The organism is Corynebacterium pseudopelargi, assembly GCF_003814005.1.
Lineage (GTDB): Bacteria > Actinomycetota > Actinomycetes > Mycobacteriales > Mycobacteriaceae > Corynebacterium > Corynebacterium pseudopelargi.
The window spans coordinates 511,730-530,251 of sequence record NZ_CP033898.1 but is presented as its reverse complement, the minus strand read 5'-3'; the positions used below and the strand labels follow the sequence as shown (position 1 = coordinate 530,251).

The 18,522-nt window shown below is 58.4% G+C and carries 23 protein-coding genes and 3 tRNA genes; 12 read left to right on the top strand and 14 right to left on the bottom strand.

Translation table 11 applies throughout. From position 1 onward, the window contains the following. Positions 1–176 precede the first annotated feature (176 nt). Positions 177–250, bottom strand: a tRNA-Arg gene (locus CPPEL_RS02530). Between the two features lie 251 nt (positions 251–501). Between CPPEL_RS02530 and CPPEL_RS02525 the strand changes: the two genes are divergently transcribed. The 6 genes from CPPEL_RS02525 (at position 502) to CPPEL_RS02500 (ending at position 4,725) form a co-directional block, all read left to right on the top strand. Next, positions 502–849 (top strand): FeoA family protein, encoded by a 348-nt coding sequence (locus CPPEL_RS02525; RefSeq protein WP_123959664.1) that lies wholly within the window; start codon positions 502–504, stop codon positions 847–849. 53 nt (positions 850–902) lie between these two features. Then, entirely contained in the window at positions 903–2,849 is a 1,947-nt protein-coding gene (gene feoB, locus CPPEL_RS02520) for a ferrous iron transport protein B (RefSeq protein WP_123959663.1), read from the top strand. Further along, a complete protein-coding gene (locus CPPEL_RS02515) occupies positions 2,849–3,103 on the top strand; it encodes a MarR family transcriptional regulator (RefSeq protein ID WP_123959662.1) in 255 nt (84 codons plus the stop codon). The genes feoB and CPPEL_RS02515 overlap by 1 nt, the downstream gene beginning before the upstream one ends. A 40-nt stretch (positions 3,104–3,143) precedes the next feature. Further along, entirely contained in the window at positions 3,144–3,944 is an 801-nt protein-coding gene (gene cmrA / locus CPPEL_RS02510; RefSeq protein WP_123959661.1) for a mycolate reductase, read from the top strand. A 27-nt stretch (positions 3,945–3,971) separates the two neighbouring features. Further along, positions 3,972–4,601 (top strand): oligoribonuclease, encoded by a 630-nt coding sequence (orn, locus tag CPPEL_RS02505; RefSeq protein ID WP_123959660.1) that lies wholly within the window; start codon positions 3,972–3,974, stop codon positions 4,599–4,601. A gap of 51 nt (positions 4,602–4,652) precedes the next feature. Then, positions 4,653–4,725, top strand: a tRNA-His gene (locus CPPEL_RS02500). A 269-nt stretch (positions 4,726–4,994) separates the two neighbouring features. Here the strand turns inward: CPPEL_RS02500 and CPPEL_RS02495 are convergent. Then, positions 4,995–6,176, bottom strand: a complete 1,182-nt coding sequence (locus CPPEL_RS02495; RefSeq protein ID WP_206608939.1) for a L,D-transpeptidase — start codon at positions 6,174–6,176, stop codon at positions 4,995–4,997. A 480-nt stretch (positions 6,177–6,656) separates the two neighbouring features. Between CPPEL_RS02495 and CPPEL_RS02490 the strand changes: the two genes are divergently transcribed. Further along, positions 6,657–6,729 (top strand) — tRNA-Lys (locus CPPEL_RS02490). Between the two features lie 280 nt (positions 6,730–7,009). Here the strand turns inward: CPPEL_RS02490 and CPPEL_RS02485 are convergent. The 10 genes from CPPEL_RS02485 to CPPEL_RS02440 form a co-directional block, all read right to left on the bottom strand. After that, positions 7,010–7,627: a bifunctional DNA primase/polymerase gene (locus tag CPPEL_RS02485; RefSeq protein WP_123959658.1), complete on the bottom strand. Its 618-nt coding sequence runs from the start codon at positions 7,625–7,627 to the stop codon at positions 7,010–7,012. Between the two features lie 259 nt (positions 7,628–7,886). Continuing rightward, on the bottom strand, positions 7,887–8,144 hold the full coding sequence (locus CPPEL_RS11400; RefSeq protein ID WP_425453818.1) for an HNH endonuclease: 258 nt from the start codon (positions 8,142–8,144) through the stop codon (positions 7,887–7,889). Between the two features lie 234 nt (positions 8,145–8,378). Further along, positions 8,379–9,212: a phage major capsid protein gene (locus CPPEL_RS02475; RefSeq protein ID WP_123959656.1), complete on the bottom strand. Its 834-nt coding sequence runs from the start codon at positions 9,210–9,212 to the stop codon at positions 8,379–8,381. A 316-nt stretch (positions 9,213–9,528) separates the two neighbouring features. Beyond that, positions 9,529–10,194: a hypothetical protein gene (locus tag CPPEL_RS02470; protein WP_123959655.1), complete on the bottom strand. Its 666-nt coding sequence runs from the start codon at positions 10,192–10,194 to the stop codon at positions 9,529–9,531. A gap of 2 nt (positions 10,195–10,196) precedes the next feature. Further along, positions 10,197–10,790 (bottom strand): hypothetical protein, encoded by a 594-nt coding sequence (locus tag CPPEL_RS02465; protein ID WP_123959654.1) that lies wholly within the window; start codon positions 10,788–10,790, stop codon positions 10,197–10,199. Continuing rightward, positions 10,787–11,170 (bottom strand): hypothetical protein, encoded by a 384-nt coding sequence (locus tag CPPEL_RS02460; protein WP_123959653.1) that lies wholly within the window; start codon positions 11,168–11,170, stop codon positions 10,787–10,789. The genes CPPEL_RS02465 and CPPEL_RS02460 overlap by 4 nt, the downstream gene beginning before the upstream one ends. Next, entirely contained in the window at positions 11,167–12,228 is a 1,062-nt protein-coding gene (locus tag CPPEL_RS02455) for an AAA family ATPase (RefSeq protein ID WP_164470355.1), read from the bottom strand. Before CPPEL_RS02455 ends, CPPEL_RS02460 begins: the two co-directional genes overlap by 4 nt. Positions 12,229–12,307: 79 nt before the next feature. Beyond that, a complete protein-coding gene (locus CPPEL_RS02450; protein ID WP_123959651.1) occupies positions 12,308–12,685 on the bottom strand; it encodes a hypothetical protein in 378 nt (125 codons plus the stop codon). Then, a complete protein-coding gene (locus CPPEL_RS02445) occupies positions 12,685–12,894 on the bottom strand; it encodes a hypothetical protein (RefSeq protein ID WP_123959650.1) in 210 nt (69 codons plus the stop codon). The genes CPPEL_RS02450 and CPPEL_RS02445 overlap by 1 nt, the downstream gene beginning before the upstream one ends. Continuing rightward, positions 12,891–13,082 (bottom strand): helix-turn-helix domain-containing protein, encoded by a 192-nt coding sequence (locus CPPEL_RS02440; protein WP_164470354.1) that lies wholly within the window; start codon positions 13,080–13,082, stop codon positions 12,891–12,893. The genes CPPEL_RS02445 and CPPEL_RS02440 overlap by 4 nt, the downstream gene beginning before the upstream one ends. A 152-nt stretch (positions 13,083–13,234) precedes the next feature. Here CPPEL_RS02440 and CPPEL_RS02435 point away from each other — a divergent pair, with 152 nt between their 5' ends. The 3 genes from CPPEL_RS02435 to CPPEL_RS02425 all read left to right on the top strand — a co-directional run bounded on the left by CPPEL_RS02435 (position 13,235) and on the right by CPPEL_RS02425 (position 16,542). Beyond that, positions 13,235–13,885 carry a hypothetical protein gene (locus CPPEL_RS02435; RefSeq protein WP_123959648.1) on the top strand — a complete coding sequence of 217 codons (651 nt, stop codon included), beginning with the start codon at positions 13,235–13,237 and terminating at the stop codon, positions 13,883–13,885. A gap of 5 nt (positions 13,886–13,890) precedes the next feature. Beyond that, a complete protein-coding gene (locus CPPEL_RS02430) occupies positions 13,891–15,060 on the top strand; it encodes a tyrosine-type recombinase/integrase (RefSeq protein ID WP_123959647.1) in 1,170 nt (389 codons plus the stop codon). Between the two features lie 927 nt (positions 15,061–15,987). Next, complete coding sequence (locus CPPEL_RS02425; protein WP_123959646.1) at positions 15,988–16,542, top strand: nicotinamidase; 555 nt, start codon at positions 15,988–15,990, stop codon at positions 16,540–16,542. 73 nt (positions 16,543–16,615) lie between these two features. On the opposite strand, the gene CPPEL_RS02420 is transcribed toward CPPEL_RS02425, so the two are convergent. Next, complete coding sequence (locus CPPEL_RS02420; RefSeq protein WP_123959645.1) at positions 16,616–16,891, bottom strand: DUF3618 domain-containing protein; 276 nt, start codon at positions 16,889–16,891, stop codon at positions 16,616–16,618. Positions 16,892–16,985: 94 nt separating this feature from the next. Between CPPEL_RS02420 and bcp the strand changes: the two genes are divergently transcribed. Together bcp and CPPEL_RS02410 are read left to right on the top strand one after the other, a co-directional pair. Next, positions 16,986–17,462 (top strand): thioredoxin-dependent thiol peroxidase, encoded by a 477-nt coding sequence (bcp, locus tag CPPEL_RS02415; RefSeq protein WP_123959644.1) that lies wholly within the window; start codon positions 16,986–16,988, stop codon positions 17,460–17,462. A 26-nt stretch (positions 17,463–17,488) separates the two neighbouring features. Continuing rightward, positions 17,489–18,103 (top strand): TetR/AcrR family transcriptional regulator, encoded by a 615-nt coding sequence (locus CPPEL_RS02410; protein ID WP_123959643.1) that lies wholly within the window; start codon positions 17,489–17,491, stop codon positions 18,101–18,103. On the opposite strand, the gene acpS is transcribed toward CPPEL_RS02410, so the two are convergent. After that, positions 18,100–18,486: a holo-ACP synthase AcpS gene (acpS, locus tag CPPEL_RS02405; protein WP_123959642.1), complete on the bottom strand. Its 387-nt coding sequence runs from the start codon at positions 18,484–18,486 to the stop codon at positions 18,100–18,102. The genes CPPEL_RS02410 and acpS overlap by 4 nt on opposite strands. Between the last annotated feature and the right edge of the window lie 36 nt (positions 18,487–18,522).

Below are 18,522 nucleotides of genomic sequence, written 5' to 3'. Positions count from 1 at the left end.
TTTGGCCGCGCTGAAGGCCTGCGAGCGCTGAAGGCCTGCGAGCCCGGCAGACAATGCGACGCGGCAGGAGCACACGGGATGCGCTGCGATGCGAGAAGCCCAAAGCGCGGCTTGGGGTATGTCAAGGCGAAGAAAACCCCCGCGCCTTAGGCCACGGGGGATATACCTCTCATGTGCGCCCCCAGCAGGATTCGAACCCGCGACCAATCGGGTAGAAGCCGACTGCTCTAATCCACTGAGCTATGGAGGCATTGCGCACAGCATCCTACCGCAGAGAATCGGAAGGCTTCAAAACAGCCAGTTGCCTAAAACGCTGCCGCGCGATGCCCAAAGCCGCGCGGTACTCAATGCCACGCGGTGATTGAACACACAAAGGCTCGACTCACAAAGCTAAGCCTGCCCTAGTAGGCTCAAAAGCATAAGCAAGTGTAGCCCAGCCTAAATAAGCTCAGGGTTTTCCACATGGTGCCAAAAACAGCGCACCAACTAAGGAGCACAGTCATGTTTGGAGCACTCGCAAAGACGTTTCAGCGTCCATCACGCGAAGCCCAACAACGTTGCACCAATGGCATCGACGACACCCAATCGTGCCCAACATGCCAGGGCGAAGCGGAAACTTTCACACTCAACGCAGTTCCCTGCGGACGTACCTGCACAATCTCAAGCATTGCCCAGCACAAGCTTTCTCAAGCAACGCAGCGGCGTTTAGCGGAGCTAGGGCTGCGCGCAGGCATGCACGTCACCATTAGCCAAAAGACCAGCGCAGGCGGCCGAGTGCTCAAGATTGGCACCACCCGCTACGCCATTGATGGCGCCACCGCAGCCGAAATGCTTGTGCACGTGGCCTAGAGCCCACGCCCCGACCCAACTACTGCCCTACTTTTCACAAGGGATGATCGAGCATGTCCACCTCCACCTGCCATTGCGAAAGCCACGGTTCAAACCCCGCACCCAAAGGCGCACCAATTATCGCCCTCGTCGGTGCGCCCAATGCGGGTAAATCCACGCTTTTTAATGGGCTCACCGGCGCCAAAGCCAAAATGGGTAACTGGCCTGGCACCACCGTCGAAGTCAGCCGCGGCGCTTGGCGCACCAAAGACGGCACCTATGATGTGATCGACTTTCCCGGAGCCTATTCCCTTGATCCGATCAGCCCCGATGAGGAGCTCACCCGGGAATTGGTAGTGGAATGTGCCCCGGAGGATCGCCCCGATCTGGTGTTGGTGGCCGTCGATGCCACCGCTTTAAGCCGCAGCCTGTATATGGTGGCGCAGCTTGCAGAACAAGATCATCGCATCGTCGTGGTAGTAACCAAGGCCGATGTTGCAGCCCGCTATGGCAGCACGGCGGATATAGACAAGCTCGCCGAGATGCTCGGGGTTCCGGTGCTTGCCGTGGATCCTCGCCGCCGCTCTAATTTGGCTGCCATTGAGAAGGCGGTAGCCAAGCGCCTTGAGCAACCAAAGCACACCTTGCGCGAAACCTCCTTGCAAGACACCTTCGAGCTTGCCGACGCCCGCTTTGCATGGGTTGAAACCGCCGTAGCAGCAGCCCTGGATGCCAAAGAACAGCAAAAACGAAGCGCCACGGAAAAGATTGACGCCGTAGCCTTGCACCCAGTGTTTGGCCCGCTGCTCTTTTTGGCCTGCATGTGGCTGGTTTTTCAGATCACCACCACGGTGGCAGCCCCGCTGCAGGATTCCCTCGAATCCTTCTTTAGCGGCCCGGTCAGCGACGCCGCCCGTTCCTTCCTTGAGACCATTGGCCTATCGCAGCCATTTTTCACCGGCCTGATCGTCGATGGCCTCATCGGCGGTGTGGGCATGGTCTTGACTTTCGCACCACTGATGGCGCTGATGTTTTTGATCCTCGCGGTGTTAGAGGATTCGGGCTATATGTCGCGTGCCGCGGTGGTCACCGACCGTTTGATGAAGGCCATTGGCCTGCCCGGCAAAGCTTTTATCCCCTTGATTGTGGGTTTTGGCTGCAATGTGCCAGCCATTTCGGCCACCCGCGTACTAGGCCAGCCTCGCCAGCGTTTGCTCACCGCCTTACTGATTCCCTTTACTTCCTGTTCAGCGCGCCTGACGGTGTATGTGATGCTGGCTACCACCTTCTTCCCGGATCACGCAGGCAGCGTGGTGTTTGCCATGTACGTGATTTCCATTGCCCTGGTTATTTTGGTGGGCCTGGGCATGAAGCACACCCTGTGGCGGCGCATGGGCACCGAGCCTTTGGTCATCGACCTCCCCGTGTACCAACTCCCCGGCCTGCGCTTGGCGTTTTCGGTGATGTGGGTGCGCCTCAAAGGCTTCCTGCACACCGCCGGCGGCATCATCGTTGCCACGGTGACGGTGGTCTTCCTCCTACAATCCACACCGATGGTTGGAGGCTATGGCTTTGCCGACGAAGACCTGCCGCCCCAAGACAGCGTCTACGGCCGCGTCTCTGAAACCATCGCCCCCGTATTTGAGCCCGCAGGCTTTGGCTCCTGGTCAATTTCTGGCACCTTGCTCACAGGCTTTGTAGCCAAAGAGGCAGTGATCTCCTCCTGGGCACAGACCTATCAGCTTGAGGACGTCACCGACGAAGACCCCAACGAACAAGCCTCCTCGCCTCTTGCGCAGGCAGTGCGCCAAGATTTCAAAGAAGCCTCCGGCGGGCACACCATCGCGGCCGTGTGGGCCTTTATGATCTTCCTGCTCTCCTACACCCCCTGCGTTGCCACCCTTGCTGCACAGAAACGAGAAATCGGCACCAAGTGGATGCTCTTTGGCATGGTGATTCAGTTGACCTCTGCCTGGATACTGGCCGTGGCCACCTTCCACCTGCTTAAGGTGTGGTTCTAATGGGGCCACTGTCGGCTGTCACCCAAGCAATGCGCGAAGGTGCTCGCACAGCACCAGAAATTGAACGCGCCACCGGGCTATCTCGCAGCACCATCAGCGCGGTGCTCGGCCACCTGGTCGATAGCGGATATTTAGCAAGCAGCCGCGATAGCTCCGCATGCACGAGCTGTGCCATGCATTGCTCCCATGAGGGCGCTACCTGCGGACGAGGGCTGACCACGCTCACCCTCAAAGCCCCCGGCCCAAAGCACTAGGATGTAGGGCACCGTCACAACCGCTGATCAAGGAGCTTTCATGGCATTGCCCAAACCAAGCATCAACGCCTACGCCGTTATCACCGGCGCCAGCCAAGGCATCGGTTATGCCATGGCAAAAGATCTGGCACGAATGGGCTACAACGTCATGCTCGTTGCCCGCAGAAAAGCAATGCTCGAGACCTTCGCACAAGAACTCCACGCCGCCCACGGCGTGGATGCGATCGCCTACCCCTGCGACTTGGCAGATAGTAAGCAACGGCAGGGGCTCGTCGAAAAGCTAGCAAACACCGAAGTCAATATCCTGATCAACTCAGCAGGCATCGCAAGCTTTGGGCCATTCAAAGATCAAGACTGGGACTACGAAACCAACCAGTTCGAACTCAACGCCACCGCCGTCTTCGAACTCACCCACGCAGTGCTACCCCAAATGCTCAAGCGCAAAGAAGGCGCAATCTGCAACGTCGGCTCAGCCGCCGGCAACGTCCCCATCCCCAACAACGCCACCTACGTCTTTACCAAAGCAGGCGTCAACGCCTTCACCGAAGCACTGCACTACGAGCTCAAAGGCACCGGCGTGCACTGCACCCTGCTCGCCCCAGGGCCAGTACGCGAAGCAGAAATCCCCGAAGCAGAACAATCAGTAGTAGACAAAGTCGTACCCGACTTCCTTTGGACCACCTACGAATCCTGCTCACGCGAAACACTCGAAGCCATTGCCAAAAACAAACGACGCGTTGTACCAGGGCCACTATCTAAGGCGATGAATGCGATCTCTGCAGTGGCGCCGACGGCGGTGCTCGCGCCGGTGATGGGCAAGTTCTACTCCAACCTCTCCTAACTTTGGCAAAAAGTTAGGATAGTGAGTATGTCTGAAACGCTTTCGCCCAAAGATAACCGCCTGGTGTGGATCGACCTGGAAATGACTGGCCTTGATCCGCAGCGCCACGTCATCGTGGAGGTGGCAGCCCTTGTCACCGATGCGGACCTGAATATTCTTGGGCCGGGCGTGGATCTGGTGGTGCACGCAAGCGAGGAAGAACTCGCGCAGATGGATGACTTTGTCACCCGCATGCATAACGATTCTGGGCTCACCGAGGAAATCAAAGCATCGTCGATCAGCATCGCCGAGGCCGAAGATGCCGTACTTGAGCTCATTGCGAAGTACTGCCCAGAGGATCAGCCTGCTCCCCTAGCCGGCAATTCCATCGCCACCGACCGTTCCTTCATCCGCGAACACATGCCGCGTCTTGATGCCGCCCTGCACTATCGCATGGTGGATGTTTCTTCGATTAAGGAACTGGCAAAGCGATGGGCACCCAGGGTGTATCACCGCCAGCCAGAAAAAGGCATGGCGCACCGCGCCCTGGCCGACATTGTGGAATCTGTGCGCGAGTTAGATTATTACCGCCGCAGCCTGTTTCGCCTTGATGCCACAAGCGAGGAAGCAGCACAGGCAGCCGAAGAGAGTACCGCCTGTTACCAGCAGTTTTTGTAAAGTTCAGGCGATGCGTTAGTATTGCTATCGCTGCTTTTTACAGCAGCAATGGTGGCTGTAGTTCAGCTGGTAGAGCACCAGGTTGTGATCCTGGGTGTCGCGGGTTCGAGTCCCGTCAGCCACCCCTAAGATGAAGGGCTGAAAGTTTAACTTTCAGCCCTTCTTTTTGTTTTCTTCTCTCTTTGGTCTTGGCTGGTTCAGCTTGCCTGAGGCTCCTGGCTTTCTTGTTCTGTGCTTTCCTGTGCCGTGTTTTTCCCGGTGGCGCGTCTCATGGGGGGGGGCTTTGGCAGGGGCCGTGTGTTTGGCCGGGGCCGTGGATGAAAAGGCAAAGGGTGGAACCGTGCATCGGTTCCACCCTTTTTTGCTTGCTGGCTATTTTGCCGTGTGCTGTGTTTAGCCTTGGTCGGCGTTGCCCTTCTTCCAGGTACCCCAGTCGATGTTCCAGTCGCCGAGCCCGTCTGCGCCGTTGAGTACGCCGCCGATGGTGTTTTTCACGGTGACGATATCGCCGCGCTTGACGTAATCCTGGAACCATTTGGCGTATTCGGTGGTGACGTTGATGCAGCCATGAGAGGTGTTCTGGCTGCCTTGCGCCCACACGGACCAGGGTGCGGCGTGCACATAGATGCCCGAATAGGACATTTGCGTTGCGTAATTCACCGTGAGGCGATACCCACCATTGGAATGGGCAAGACCATAGGTTTCAGAGTCCATGATCATGGTCGGGTTTTTATCGCCAATGATGTACACGCCATTCGGCGTTGGCCACTGATCCGAACCCATGGAAATGGGGATGGACTTTACCAATTCGCCATTGTTATAGACGTTCATCGTCTTGGTGTTGTCATCTGCCACTGCCTCGACGCGATTACCGATGGTGAACTCGGTGGAATTATCGGCCTCACCATAGACGCCGCCACCTAGGTTCTTGCCGTAGAGTTTGGCGTCTACCTTGACCTTGGTGCCAGGCTCCCAGTAGTTCTCTGGGCGCCAACGCATCTCATAGGGGCTCAGCCAGTACCAGGCGCCTTCTACGGCCGGTTCAGCGCTCACCGTGACGGCATCTTGCGCCGCTTTGCGATCTTCAATGGCATAGGGGAAACGAACAGCGATGGTTTGGCCCACGCCAACTTCCGAACCTTCGATCGGAGATAGCGCACCGTAGGCGGTATAGGCCGGGGCGATAGTGGTGAAGGAAGATTTGGTGGTCTTGCCGTTCTTATCCTTTGCCTCGATGGTGTAGGTGCGCCCGTAGCCGAGCACCTCGTCGGTGCTCCAGCTTTCATCGTCACCAGACATCTTGCCTTTGACCTTCTTGCCCTCTTCGTTGGTCATGGTGACCTTTTCAAGGCCATCACCCTCGGATTTCACCTCAACGGGCTTAATGGGGCTGACGTCTTCGGCGTCGTCTTTCACGCTCACCACAGGAGGATGTTGCTTTTCTACTTCCTGCTGTTGCTCTTGGGCCTCATCGTTAGTACCGATGGTGCACGATGCGAGCAGTAGAGCAGCACCGACTGCACCTACCACCTTTAAAAATGCGGTTCGCCCACCACGTGCATTTGGCAATTTCACAACTTCCACACAAGCCTTCACTATTCGCTGTCACTTCGCGCGGTCTTGACCGCAGCGTTTCCTATCGTAAACCCGAGTACCGAAAACAATGCACTCCTCGCGCGAAGCGTTAGCACATTGTTATTTTCTAGAAATATTCACCCGAAACTGCTTTGAGCTGCAGAAAAACTATTCCATTAGAGCTTTATCGCAGGATGCGGACACCCTAGCGCGCCTATATCAACCGGCCTCCTTTTTCGCTTTCGACTGCCTCATCCTTACACCACACCCCCGATTCCAATACCTCAAAGAATCGAACAGGTGGGCGATAATTATTTTGAAATCTTGTGGCTATATCAACACCGCTAAGGGTGAAAAAATTCCAGCACCAAAATGCAGAGGAAAAACATGGGTTAAGCAGGCGATTTTACAAATAGACGGCAGCGTTGTTATATTCTTCTTCGTTGCACAGCGCGGCTAGCACGCCGATCTGTACAAGATGCGCCATTAGCTCAATTGGTAGAGCAACTGACTCTTAATCAGTGGGTTCGGGGTTCGAGTCCCTGATGGCGCACAAATAACCCCCGGTCAAAGCGTTTTGCATTTTTTGGCCGGGGGTCTTTTTTGTCTGATTCCATCTGAAACCCATCTGTTATTTTTCAAGGGCTTTTCGACGCCCTTTTCTCGGGTTGTTCCGTAGCACAGAACCGGCGATCATGCGGGGCGGGGGTAAAGGGGGCAGCAAAGGTGGCGGGAAGGGAGCGCAAAGGGAGCACCCAACGCAAGCCTGTGACCAGGGAAGAAGTGTAAGGGTGCAAGAATGCAAGTGTGTATAGGTAAGCGGGGTGCATTCTTTACCCCCGTTCACGCTTAAAAATGGCCGCTACGGCGTCGAGATCGAGTACCACGGCGCGCCCCGGTTGGTAGGTGTTGGCGGTGACAACGATGAATTGGCCGCGCCGGTAGATAGCGCCGGTGGCTTTGCCCCCTAGTGAGCCTTGGAGGTGGTTCCCGGGGTCTCCGTAGCCCCAAATATGCAACCCGTCGCCCGATTGGGAGCGTTCGACGTATGCGCCCTTGCAGGCGGCTAGTACCCGGCGCGCGTGATAGTTCGGGTGGCCACGTTTGTCTAGGCAGTGATCGAGGTCGATACAGACCACACCCCGGCCGGTCATCATGCCTACCCCGTTGCCAGCAGCGCCCGGCGCGGTACAAGCCGCGTAGGTGTTCCAAGTGTCGGGGTCGGTAGAGCTTGCAGGGCGTCCGCTTGGCGTGATTGGGCGTTTGCGGTTCGAGCATGCCCATTGCGGGCGGTCGAGCAAGTCGGCCGGGAATTGGGCGCGGGGTGATTGTGCCAGCTTTTTGCGTGCCCTGTAGGCCGCTTGGCGGCATGCGTTGGAGCAGTAATCAGCAGGTCGCCCGGGGCGTTGGAGGTCGATCCATCCACCGCATTGCTTACACCGTGTCTGCATGATTCTAGGGTATCATTTTTGCGTTACGAAAGACATTGTTTTACCAGGGGGGAAATTACACCTTTTATATCGGCGCGTTACGGCTGTTTTCCGCGTGGTCACGCCGGTTTTGTTGGTGCAGGTCATGGCGGTAAGCAAGGGGGCTTAAGGGGCATTTTTAGGGCGTGAACAGGGAAAAAGGTGGAACCCGTACCTAGTGTGAGCCCCTATGCCGTTAGTGCTTCTCGCGGCGCGGGGAGGGGCTTCCCCTCCCCCGGCGTCACCATGTTGGGCAGTCCCACCCGAACGAGTCGCTAGTCTTGCGCCGGTTTCGGCTCCCTGGCCGCCCGGGCGCGGGGCGGTACTTGCTTTGCCGTGCCCGGCCACGATTGGCTTCAAGGGCACTCTTCGCGGCGTGGCAGGTATGACAGACCGCTTGGAGGTTGGCTAAGGTTTCGCGGCCTCCCTCGGCATACGGAACGATGTGATCTACTTGCGTGGCCGTGCCTGTACAGCCGTCGCCTTGAATCTGACACATGCCCTTAGCGCGGTACATGATCCGCTTGCGCATGCGGGCGGTGATCCGCGAGTTCGTGCGCGTTGGCTTTCGGGTATGGATAAACGGGTAATCGCTCATGGCTTGATGCTTTCGATCATGTTTTCTAGTTTGCTTGTTACTCTTTGCTTCGAACATTTGAGCGTGAATGGTGTGTACGTTCGCATGGCCATGAAGCAAGGTGCGTTCATGGCCATGCTTGGCACTCATTCCCGATTAGCCTGCGAGCTTGATACGCACGATGCTTGCTTCATCAATGAAGCCAAAGCCTGCGCGCATCGTTGCACGAACGGCAATGCGATCCGACGTGAAGAACGGCGCGTCGCTGACGTCGATAGTCGCTTCCCTGCCGATCACCATGTACACCCGGTCACGCGGGATGCCCCAGACAGTACCGGGGGTCACGTACTTGGAGGTCTCAAGCGGAACACCGTTGAGCATGCTTCTCGCCGGTTGCGTTGGATCAGCGGCCAGCAGCGGTTCGTTGGAGGTCTTTTGCTTCTTGAGCGTGGCCAGTGCCAGCGCATCGGCCGGGTTGGCCACAAACGTTGTGATGGTCGCCCCGCGTTGCGTGGCCGTCGAAACGGCTTCGGCAAACGGATCAAGGTTCGCCCATGCACTCCCGGCGCTGACCTCCGTGGGGGTGATGGTCTCCAACCCATCGGGGGCGGGGGCATCAACGGAACCAAAGTAGGCCGCGTCAATCTTTGCCCCAATGTCTCGAACGAGTGCTTGGCCAACGATCTGCGATACCGGACTGTCCGAATCTTCGATCATTTCCCGGCTAATCACAGTCAAGCCAGCAACCTTGGCGGGGGTTACAACAATCTCCCCAATAGTCGGGGCGCTCGGGGCTATCTCTTCACCCTCTTCCACCCATGAGGCGGCGGGGTCTTCCGACACTTTGGGGAAATGTACCGCGTTGTCCATCGTGCGGTGAATGGTCGAAATGCGCCCCGCTAGCCCCTGTTCAATGGGGAGGATCAGCACTTCATTCACGCGCTCTTCGGGTACGAGCGCCGGGGTAGTTTTGGTGGTAATACCAGTCATGAGTATTTCCAATCTGTAGAAGATGTGAAGCAACTCTTCAGCGTCTCGCCTCCCCCGTAGCCCCCCCCCTCACCTCATGGTGCATGGCCGCAGACCAAAGCACCGCCCCGTTCAACGGGTGGCGTGCGACGATCACGGCAACGAGTGGCGATAATGCCTGGTTGCTTTATGACAGTTGTTCGCACGCCACCGGGGCGGTGCTTGGCTCGGCACCTGCTACCTGACAGTCCAAACCATGAGAAAAGACGTGCCACACGAAAATGAAAACAACATGGTGCGTGGCACGCCCTCATGCTAACACCGGGTGCAACCCGGCTTAGAGTCCTTTGCCTTGAATCGCCTCCTGAATCCAACGCTCCGCGCCGGGCGCTAGGTTCGGCCGCGATCCCGCGTTTTCCCCCGGCACGGTAGGCGCGAACGGGACGAGTGTGTTTACCCACTCAAGTAGCGCCTTGGCATGCGCTTGCATCTGCTCCGGGGTGGCACCGCGAATCACCTCCGGGGGAACCAAGTCGCCACCGGCGACATGCGCGGCGTGCTTCGCGGCGTCGCTTACCGGATCAGCGCTCGCAAGGCCGTGGGTATCCCGTAGGGCGGTGGCATCATCATGGGCGCGTTGGAGGTCTACCGCGCCCGTTGCCGGGTCTACGTAGGCCGTTGGATCAAAACCCAATGCCTCCAACGTGGCCACGTTCGCGGCCACCCCGGCGACGTGCTCACGCACTTGGGCACCCAAGACGGTGCGTATCGTATCCGCGCGCGCCTCAAGGGTCGCTTCGGCCTCACGTAGCTTCGTGCGATACCCCGCCGCCTCACGGCGTAGCCGTTCGATCATGTGGGATTCCCCCTGCTTGGGCTTGGCCTCGGGGGTGTGGGGGTTGTTGCCGGCCGACGCCTGTTGCATCGTGTTGCCGGCGCCCGTGGCCGTGTCGCTACCCGTCGCGTCGGGCGTGGCCGTGGTGTCGTTGGTGTCGTCGGTCATAGTTAGCCTCGCTTGCGGTAGGTTTCGTCAATATCGCACGCATCTTCGATAGCGCGTTCAGCGTAGAGCCGCAGTTGATCGAGCAGTGCTTCTTCCTCGCTAATGTTTTTGAGGTGTGGGGCGGGTTTTGAGCCACCGATTTGCGGGGACTTGGCTTCGTTCACGATCCGGCGGTACACGCGGCGCGGTAGCATGTCGGCCGACATGGTTACGGGGTCAAGGCAGTCCATGGCCGTGATGGTGTAGCGCTTTCCCGGGTTGCGTACCCCCATGTAGCGCATGAGGTCACGTTCATGGGGATAGGCGTCACGAATGACGAATGGAAAAAGCTGTTGCCGGGCGAACACGGCGTAGTCCGCGGCCTTGGCTTCGGCATCTGCTTGGCGGATACTGCATTGATCAACATGCCCAAAGTCAAGATCATGGATCCAATCGCCACCGCATTCAGGGCAATACCAATCCCGGCGCGCCCCAATACGCTTGCCCATGCGCTCCCCCGGCGCGGCGACTTCCCCCATAAGGTCGCGCTGTTGCTTAGTAAACATTGGTTGTCCTTTCGGTTCGGTGGTGCGCCACGCGGCGCGGTTGGTGGTCATGGTTGTGGCCTTGCATGCCGGGCGCGGGCTCGGCCGGGTTCGCGGTACGAATTCAATGCACGTACCCATATCGTGTCGATGTGCTCCCCCGCCGCATCACGGGTTTGCATGGCATCGGCAACAATCACTGTTGCTTCTTCCATGATTGGCCACCCGATTGCGTGCAGCAGCTTGAGTTCATGGGGGCGCGCCGGGCGGAAGAACACCGGCGAATGAAGCCTCTTAAAGCGTTCAAGATCAGCAATGCGTAGCCCATCATCGGCCGCGCCGATTTGGCATGCGGGGGCGTGATTGAACTTCAGATCATTCACCCAACGCCCGCCACACTCGGGGCATGCGCGCCGGTCACGTTCAACGGGTGGGGCTAGTGGGGTGCTCATGCGTTCGTGTCCTTTCGATCAGGGGTAGGCGGCGTTGAGGGCGCGCCGGGGAGGTGCCAGTACCAACCGTGGCCGTCGCGGTCTGCTTTGATCCCAAGGCGAATCTTGGCGCGCTTAATTTGGTCTTGTGACCAACCCGCGCCCTTAGCATCTTCGAACAAGGTTTTGGAGCGCACAGCGCCCGGGGTGAGTGCTTCACGTAGCCAAGCGTCCACGCCCTTACGCGCGGCGCGGGTGTCGTCCTTATCGGCGTCCATGAGGTCGCGGGCGTCCCTATCGGTTTCTTCTCCCCACTCAAGTTTGGACGTGGCGATCAGTAGCCCCGGCGCGCCAATGTGCGCGGTTTCAATGGTCGCGGTACGAGAGACAACACGGCGCGCTAGGTTCGATTTCGTGTTCGTGACGATCAGCCCGCCGCATGATTCATCATGCGCCACGGTCAGCACGCTGCGGGGCACCTGTGACCACGCGCGAGAACCTAGAATGGCGCGCGCGGCGTCGCCGGTCGATACCTTGCCGTGGTGGGCGATAGCCAACACGATCAGGTTGCGAGCCACCGCAAGGCGCGTCAAGGGCGTGAGGAATGCTCGCACGTCTTGAGCACTGTTCGCATTCAACTCCGTGGCCATGAGGTCGCCTACCGGGTCGAGAATGACGGCCTCAATATGGAACCGATCAACCAACGCTTCAAGCGCGGCCATATCGCGCGGCAACGTCATGGGGCGTTGAAAACCGGATTGATCCACCAGCATGACATTGCCAAGATCAGCCCCGGCCGCGATCAGCCTCGGAACCGTCGTTGAAGCGGGATCATCTTCCGTAGACACATACAGCACCCGCATGGCGCCCGCGCCGGGTACGCGCCCGGTTGATAGATCAGCGGCGAAACGCGCGGCAATGGTTGATTTGCCGATCCCCTCGGAACCGGCGATCAGGGTTAAGGCGTTGGCCGGTACCCAATCATCAATGATCCACCGGGTTTGCCGTGGTTGAATCTTCGTCGCCGGTACACATGCGATACCCGGCGCGGCTTCGGGGGTCGTGGTAGTCTCGCTCATGCAGATACTCCTTTCATCAGGGTTTTCCGTTAAGGCGTCTACTGGCACGTTCAGGGTGTTGCCGGTAGGCGCTTTTTCGTCACTGTGACAGCTTTTTGACATAGTTCCCGATTCCTTGAATGAAGCCTTGGCAGAACTCCCACTTATCCACATCGGGTGATCCTTTCTCGGGCACGGGCATGAGGACGCTTAGGCCGTCGTTTTTGCCGGGTTCGTCTTCTCGCATCTGCACAATGATGGATCGGGGTTGCCACGCGCCGGTATGCCGGTTGTGGGCGTACAGGTTCAAAATGTTTGTTTCAGATTGGTTACTCGGCCGAATACCGATAATGGATTGTTCAACCGTGACAAGTTGGTAGCTCAGCGTGACGCCGGTTCTCATCATCACTACGAGCATGGCCATGAACACCCCGGCGCGATACGGGGTATCCGGGGCTTCGCTTTGCAGGTTCGGCATTATGCGACCTCCGGCGCGGGCTTATCGAATAGCGCAAGCGCGCGGCTTGGGTTCGTCCCGATCGAGGCACATACGAGGCGAATCAGCTCCTTGGACAGATCACCCCAATCAACGGGGTTGCCGTCCACTTCGGCCGTGTGAGTGGCTTTGTCAATCTTCACGCTATTGGCGTTATTCAGCACCACGAGGGCAATTTCTTGCATGCTCATGCTTCAAGGTCTCCGGTGGCTAGTAGCTGGTCAAGTTGGGCGCGTGGGATCAGGTAGCGTTTACCGGCTTTCACGACGGGCGCGGGGAACGTACCCGCGTTAATGAGGCGGTACACCGCCCGATCACTCATGTTCAGCAGTGCAGCGGCTTCGGCAACCGAATACACGGCGGGACAGTAATCCCCCATAGTTCTAAATTCCTTTCGTTCGCAACTCATAGTTGGGCACTCAATACCGTTTAGTGTGCATTGGTGGGCACTTTTGGCTTTTAATGCCCATGTTTGCGATATTAACCCATTCCTTGCCAATTGTCGCCAGATTTGGCGCTACACTGCGCAATATGGCACGGAATAACCCAGATTGGGGCAAGCACCTAATCGCATCTGTAGGCAAGAACATTGATTTTCGGCGTACCGCGCTAGGGCTTTCAGCTCAAGCGGTTGCCGATCGAACGGCAGAACTTGGCCACCCCATCAGCAGATCAACCGTTGCGGGCATCAGCAGCACTAACCGGGCTTCTAAGTTGTCGGTTGCGGATTGGTTGGTGATTGCGGCGGCGTTGGATTGCGCGCCGATTGATTTGTTGATTGGTGGTACCCCGGGCGGGGAGGTTGAGGTGATCCCGGGGCGGGTGATGCCAGCGGCGCGGGCGCGGGGTTGGGTTGATGGCACGATTGCGCCTCCGTGGGGGCATGCGGGTACACCGTGGGCGTCGTTGTCGTTTGTGCTCGGGGAATACATTGGGGCGATTCAAGACGCGGCGATCAGCCGGGCAGAACGAGACGATTTGGAGGAAACGGGGGCGTCTCGGGCGGATTTGCATGCGGCGGATCGGCGGCTTGCGAGGTCGGTTGAGCGCATCGAGGCTACCGGGGCGCTTGGGGCTAAGGTCGCCGCTGCGATTGGTCTTGAGTGGCAACCGGTGGAGAACTTGGGGGCGTTTACCCGGGGGATTAGTCTTTTTGACGGCATCGAGGACGGGGAGGACTAGCGGGCATGGGTCGCCCCGGTTTACAGCCCGGCGAGTTCGGGCGCATGTTTTTCGATCAGGTGAGCACGGGTGTGCGCGCTCGGGTGCGCTACCGCGATTTGTCGGGCTCGATCAAAGTCGTTGAGCGCACGCGCAAAAGCAAAGCAGCGGCCGGGCGAGCGCTCGGGGAGGTGATCGAGCAGATGCAGCGCGAGGGGCTACCGGTTACACCCCGGCGCGAATCGGTTGGTGAATTGGTGGCCGCGTATCTCGCTTGGGGGCGTGTGCATAAGTGGAGGCCGCAAACGTCTGATTTGTACGAGCATGTTGCTGCTAAGCACCTTGAGGCGGTGGGCGCGGTTCGGGCGGATCAGGTGACTACGGCACTTGCAGAGCAGTGGCTAGCGGCTATTGAAGCGGCGTCTGCGAGGCGGTGCGCGCGGGTGATTTTGCAAGGCGCGTTCGCTAAGGCGTTGCGTGAGGGACGTGTTTCACGCAACCCGATTCCGGCGACGTCTACGGTGGTCAAGCCACGGCGTGAGCCACGGGCGCTTACCCCCGGGGAGGTCGAGGCGGTGCGCGCGGCGATCAAGGCGTATCAAGACAACGAGCGCCCGGGGAAAGCGGTGCGCGCGGCGTTTTTGTTGCCGTTGATTGATCTGCTTGTGGCCACGGGTATGCGCCCGAATGAGGCGTTGGCATTGACGTGGGGCAACGTGGATACCAAGGCGGGCACGGTGGAGGTGTGCGCCACGGTCACGCGCCATAAGGACGATTCCGGGCGTTCGCATTTAGTGAGGCAACCCGCGCCAAAGACGGCCAAGGGGCGGCGTGTGCTGTTGGTGCCAGATTGGGCAATGGCTTCGTTGGCCACGCAAGCATTGGATCCGATCACGCGGGCTGTTGGGTGTATGCCGGATCAGTTGGTGTTCCCGTCAAGCTCGGGCGGGTTGATGGATTTAAGCAACGTTCGGCGCACGCTCCGCGCGGCGTGCAAGGGCACACCAGCAGAGGGCTTTCACCCATACCTGTTGCGTTCCACCGCACTTACGGCCGTGGCAGACGTCTACGGCATCATGGCCGCGCGTGACGTCGCCGGGCACGCATCAACGGCGATCACTGAATTGGCCTATATCGAGCGCACGGGGCACGCTCCGGGTATTGAAGCGGCGGTAGCCGATTACCGCCCCCGCTAGCGCGCTCACGCCCCGCCATAGCGCCCCGGTTGGTCTCTTACCCGCCGGGGCGTTGTCGTTCGTCTACGGCGCTTACAGCCGTCGAATTGAGCCGTTTTGCGCTTTACGTGAGCACTTTTTACTTATCCGCGCTCACGGGCGCTACAACGCCCCCTACCCGGCGCGCTAGCCAAATTGGTTGCTGTGGTGTGGTTTGGGGCTGTAGCGGGGCTTAGGGCGCGGTGTTTGGTGGTGTTGGTTCGCTCTTGGTGGTGGGCGTGGTGGATATTGTGCCTAGCTTCTAGGCGGATTGACTGGCTCTCGCGCGCGCGTATACGTAAATAACATACACTTCTTCTATCTCTTTGCAGGTCAGGGCACACTTCTTTGGTTGCACTCTTTGCACTCTTCAAGCGCTCCCTTAGCCATGTCAGTAATGCCAGCGGTGGCGGGGTACGGGTCTTATTGGGCAACCAAATGGCGTGAGCCATTTGGGCGGCAGCGCTTTCGATCCGGTGGTGTGCCCATCTGAAACCCATCCGGAATGAGCGACACTAGCGGGCATTAGGCGGTACTAGTGGCAAACGCGGACTAAACTAGGTGCAGGTAAACGGCGCGAATCGGGGGGTTCGGTAGTTCCCCTTTTATTCAGTGGGTTCGGGGTTCGAGTCCCTGATGGCGCACAGAAAACACCCGGTCACAGCGTTTTAACACGCGGTGGCCGGGTTCTTTTTTGCCCAAACTCCCCCGAAACTCCCCCGTTATTTTTCAAAACCGGGTGCCTGCGCGCAGCAAACCTCCCTGCTTACCCCTTCCCTACTGCTTGATTCAGCCTAAAATCTGGCACCACCGTGCAAGGTGTTCACGGACCAATCGTTGTGGCCACAGAGCCCGCAATGCCACGTAGGCTTAGAACTTCCAAAGTTGTGAAGAAAGTTAGGAGGGGCGATGCGCGCCCTAGTCGTAGTCGATGTCCAAAATGATTTCTGCCCTGGCGGCTCCCTCGCCACCGAGCGTGGCGCTGAGGTAGCGGCAGCCATCAATCAGCACATCCTCGATCATGCGGATCGCTATAGCGCGATTGTTGCGACGAAGGATTGGCACATTGATCCGGGTGATCATTTTTCTGATTCGCCGGATTTCAAGGATTCTTGGCCGGTGCATTGCAAGGCAGAGACTCCGGGCGCGGCGTTTCACCCCAGCTTGGATGCTGGGAATATCCAAGAGATCTTCCTCAAAGGCCAGTACACTGCGGCCTATTCGGGCTTTGAGGGTGCGGCTGATAATGGCAGCGATCTCGCTAGCTGGTTGCGCGAGCATGATATCGACATTATCGACGTCGTTGGTATCGCTACCGACCACTGCGTCAAAGCGACCGTGCTTGATGCTCTTGCAGAAGGCTTTGAGGTTCGGGTGCTTACAGAGCTATGCGCACCGGTAAGTGAAGAGGCCGCGGAGCAGGCGTTCCAGGAGATGGTTGGCACCGGCGCGCAGCTTGCCTAAGTAGCTCGAAAGTGGGCAGCAAAAAACAGCACGGAGGCGTCTGGCGTTCTCCGTGCTGTGATAGGCCCTGAGTTTAGCGCTCAGCGAGCAGGCGCTGAAGCTCCTTGAGGTCCTTGTTCTTCTTGCGGCCGCGCACAACACCGAGGATGACTAGGCCGGCTACTGCTGCGCCGATGCCCAGCAGAGTCTTTTGCACCTGCGGATCCTTTAGCTTGGCGCTTGCCTGGTTCTTGGCGTCGTCGACAAGGTTGGATGGCTTGGAGCGGTCTGCAATCTCGTCCAGGGTGCTGGCGAGCTGACGGCGGGTGCGCTCGATGTCGCGCTGAATATCATCAATGTTGCGTGCCACTTGAGGGACTCCCTAGGAAAAGTTCGTTGATTGAGATCTCCTTATACCTTAGTACCTCAAGAGCAATTTCCACGAAGCCGGTACATTTAAAGCCATGACTGAACAGATTCGCCTCCAAGTCGGCGACCCCGCACCTGCCTTTTCATTGCCCAACGACCAGGGCGAAACCACCAGCCTGGAGGATTTCCGCGGCAAGAAGGTCATCGTCTACTTCTACCCTCGCGCCAACACCCCAGGCTGCACCAAAGAGGCTTGCGACTTCCGCGACTCGCTCACCCAACTCAATGACCAAAACATCGCGGTGGTGGGAATCTCGCCCGATAAGGTTGAAAAGCTGGCCAAGTTCCGCGAGGACCATGAGCTGACCTTCCCCTTGCTTTCCGACGAAAACAAGGACGTGATGAAGGCCTATGGCGCTTTTGGAGAAAAGAAGAATTACGGCAAGGTGGTCCAGGGCGTGATTCGCTCGACCTTCCTGATTCAAGAAGACGGCACCATTGGGCTGGCCCAGTACAACGTCAAAGCCACCGGCCACGTAGCACGGCTGATTCGGGACCTGCCCTCCTCCTAACGTTTTTTGGCCAAGGTGCATTGAGTATGAGCGAAATTTTGGTGCCTCGGCGGCGCCCAGCCCAACAGCGCAGCCGGGAGTCCTTTGAAAGAATCCTCACCGCGGCACGAGCGGTGCTGGTAGAGCAAGGCTTTGAGTCTTTTACCTTCGATGAGGTTTCGAAACGCGCGGGCGTTCCCATTGGCACCATTTATCGCTTCTTTGCCAACAAGTACGTACTCATCTGCGAACTCGACCGCCAAGATACCGCCGGCGCCATTGCAGAGATGCAACGTTTTGCCCAGCAAGTCCCCGGCGTGCAGTGGCCTGTGGTGTTAGATGAGCTCATCGATCACCTGGCGCTAATGTGGCGCGCAGACCCTTCACGCAGGGCGGTGTGGCATGCGGTGCAGTCCACCCCTGCGACGCGTGCGACGGCTGCTGCCACTGAAGCCCCGCTTTTAGAGCTGCTCGGCCAGGTTATTCAACCCCTTGCCCCGCAGCGTAGCGACGCCGAGCGTGGCGATCTTGCACGCATCTTGGTGCACACCATGACCTCACTGTTGAATTTCGCGGTCATCGATGACGCTCGCTTTGACACGACGGTCCGTGAAATCAAGCGCATGATCCTCGCCTACCTCTTCGACGCAGCGCAGAATTAGCCCACCTCGAGCAAACACTGTGCAATCGCATAATCACCATCATGCGAGATACTCAAGGCCACCTTGGCCTGCGAAAGATGCTCGGCTACGTGGCCGTGAAAGCGATACGCCACGCGCCCAAACGCATCCGGTATCACCTCAATTTCGGCCCACACCGATGGTGCATCTTCAAGCAGTGGCGGCTGGCCATAGCGTGATTGCCCCCAGGCTTTGATGAATGCCTCTTTCGCTGCCCAGCGGCCGGCGAGGTGCTGGGCGCGATCAGCCTTTTGCCCTGCCACTCGAAGTTCCTGGGCGCTAAATACCGCCTCAAATCGACTTCCGGGCACCTCGAGCTGGCGGGCAAACTCGGGAACGAACACCAAATCTGTGCCAATGACCATGCCTGTAGTGTGGCACAGTCAGTTTTTCACCAAAAG

Coding starts and splice junctions, on each gene's coding strand:
- CPPEL_RS02475 (WP_123959656.1), bottom strand. CDS start 9,212: ATGACTGGTATTACCACCAAAACTACCCCGGCGCTCGTACCCGAAGAG.
- CPPEL_RS02445 (WP_123959650.1), bottom strand. CDS start 12,894: ATGAGCATGCAAGAAATTGCCCTCGTGGTGCTGAATAACGCCAATAGC.
- acpS (WP_123959642.1), bottom strand. CDS start 18,486: ATGGTCATTGGCACAGATTTGGTGTTCGTTCCCGAGTTTGCCCGCCAG.
- cmrA (WP_123959661.1), top strand. CDS start 3,144: ATGGCATTGCCCAAACCAAGCATCAACGCCTACGCCGTTATCACCGGC.
- CPPEL_RS02515 (WP_123959662.1), top strand. CDS start 2,849: ATGGGGCCACTGTCGGCTGTCACCCAAGCAATGCGCGAAGGTGCTCGC.
- CPPEL_RS02460 (WP_123959653.1), bottom strand. CDS start 11,170: ATGAGCACCCCACTAGCCCCACCCGTTGAACGTGACCGGCGCGCATGC.
- CPPEL_RS02410 (WP_123959643.1), top strand. CDS start 17,489: ATGAGCGAAATTTTGGTGCCTCGGCGGCGCCCAGCCCAACAGCGCAGC.
- CPPEL_RS02440 (WP_164470354.1), bottom strand. CDS start 13,082: ATGGGGGATTACTGTCCCGCCGTGTATTCGGTTGCCGAAGCCGCTGCA.
- CPPEL_RS02525 (WP_123959664.1), top strand. CDS start 502: ATGTTTGGAGCACTCGCAAAGACGTTTCAGCGTCCATCACGCGAAGCC.
- bcp (WP_123959644.1), top strand. CDS start 16,986: ATGACTGAACAGATTCGCCTCCAAGTCGGCGACCCCGCACCTGCCTTT.
- CPPEL_RS02450 (WP_123959651.1), bottom strand. CDS start 12,685: ATGCCGAACCTGCAAAGCGAAGCCCCGGATACCCCGTATCGCGCCGGG.
- CPPEL_RS02485 (WP_123959658.1), bottom strand. CDS start 7,627: ATGCAGACACGGTGTAAGCAATGCGGTGGATGGATCGACCTCCAACGC.
- CPPEL_RS02455 (WP_164470355.1), bottom strand. CDS start 12,228: ATGAGCGAGACTACCACGACCCCCGAAGCCGCGCCGGGTATCGCATGT.
- CPPEL_RS11400 (WP_425453818.1), bottom strand. CDS start 8,144: ATGTGTCAGATTCAAGGCGACGGCTGTACAGGCACGGCCACGCAAGTA.
- CPPEL_RS02435 (WP_123959648.1), top strand. CDS start 13,235: ATGGCACGGAATAACCCAGATTGGGGCAAGCACCTAATCGCATCTGTA.
- CPPEL_RS02465 (WP_123959654.1), bottom strand. CDS start 10,790: ATGACCACCAACCGCGCCGCGTGGCGCACCACCGAACCGAAAGGACAA.
- CPPEL_RS02425 (WP_123959646.1), top strand. CDS start 15,988: ATGCGCGCCCTAGTCGTAGTCGATGTCCAAAATGATTTCTGCCCTGGC.
- feoB (WP_123959663.1), top strand. CDS start 903: ATGTCCACCTCCACCTGCCATTGCGAAAGCCACGGTTCAAACCCCGCA.
- CPPEL_RS02470 (WP_123959655.1), bottom strand. CDS start 10,194: ATGACCGACGACACCAACGACACCACGGCCACGCCCGACGCGACGGGT.
- orn (WP_123959660.1), top strand. CDS start 3,972: ATGTCTGAAACGCTTTCGCCCAAAGATAACCGCCTGGTGTGGATCGAC.
- CPPEL_RS02430 (WP_123959647.1), top strand. CDS start 13,891: ATGGGTCGCCCCGGTTTACAGCCCGGCGAGTTCGGGCGCATGTTTTTC.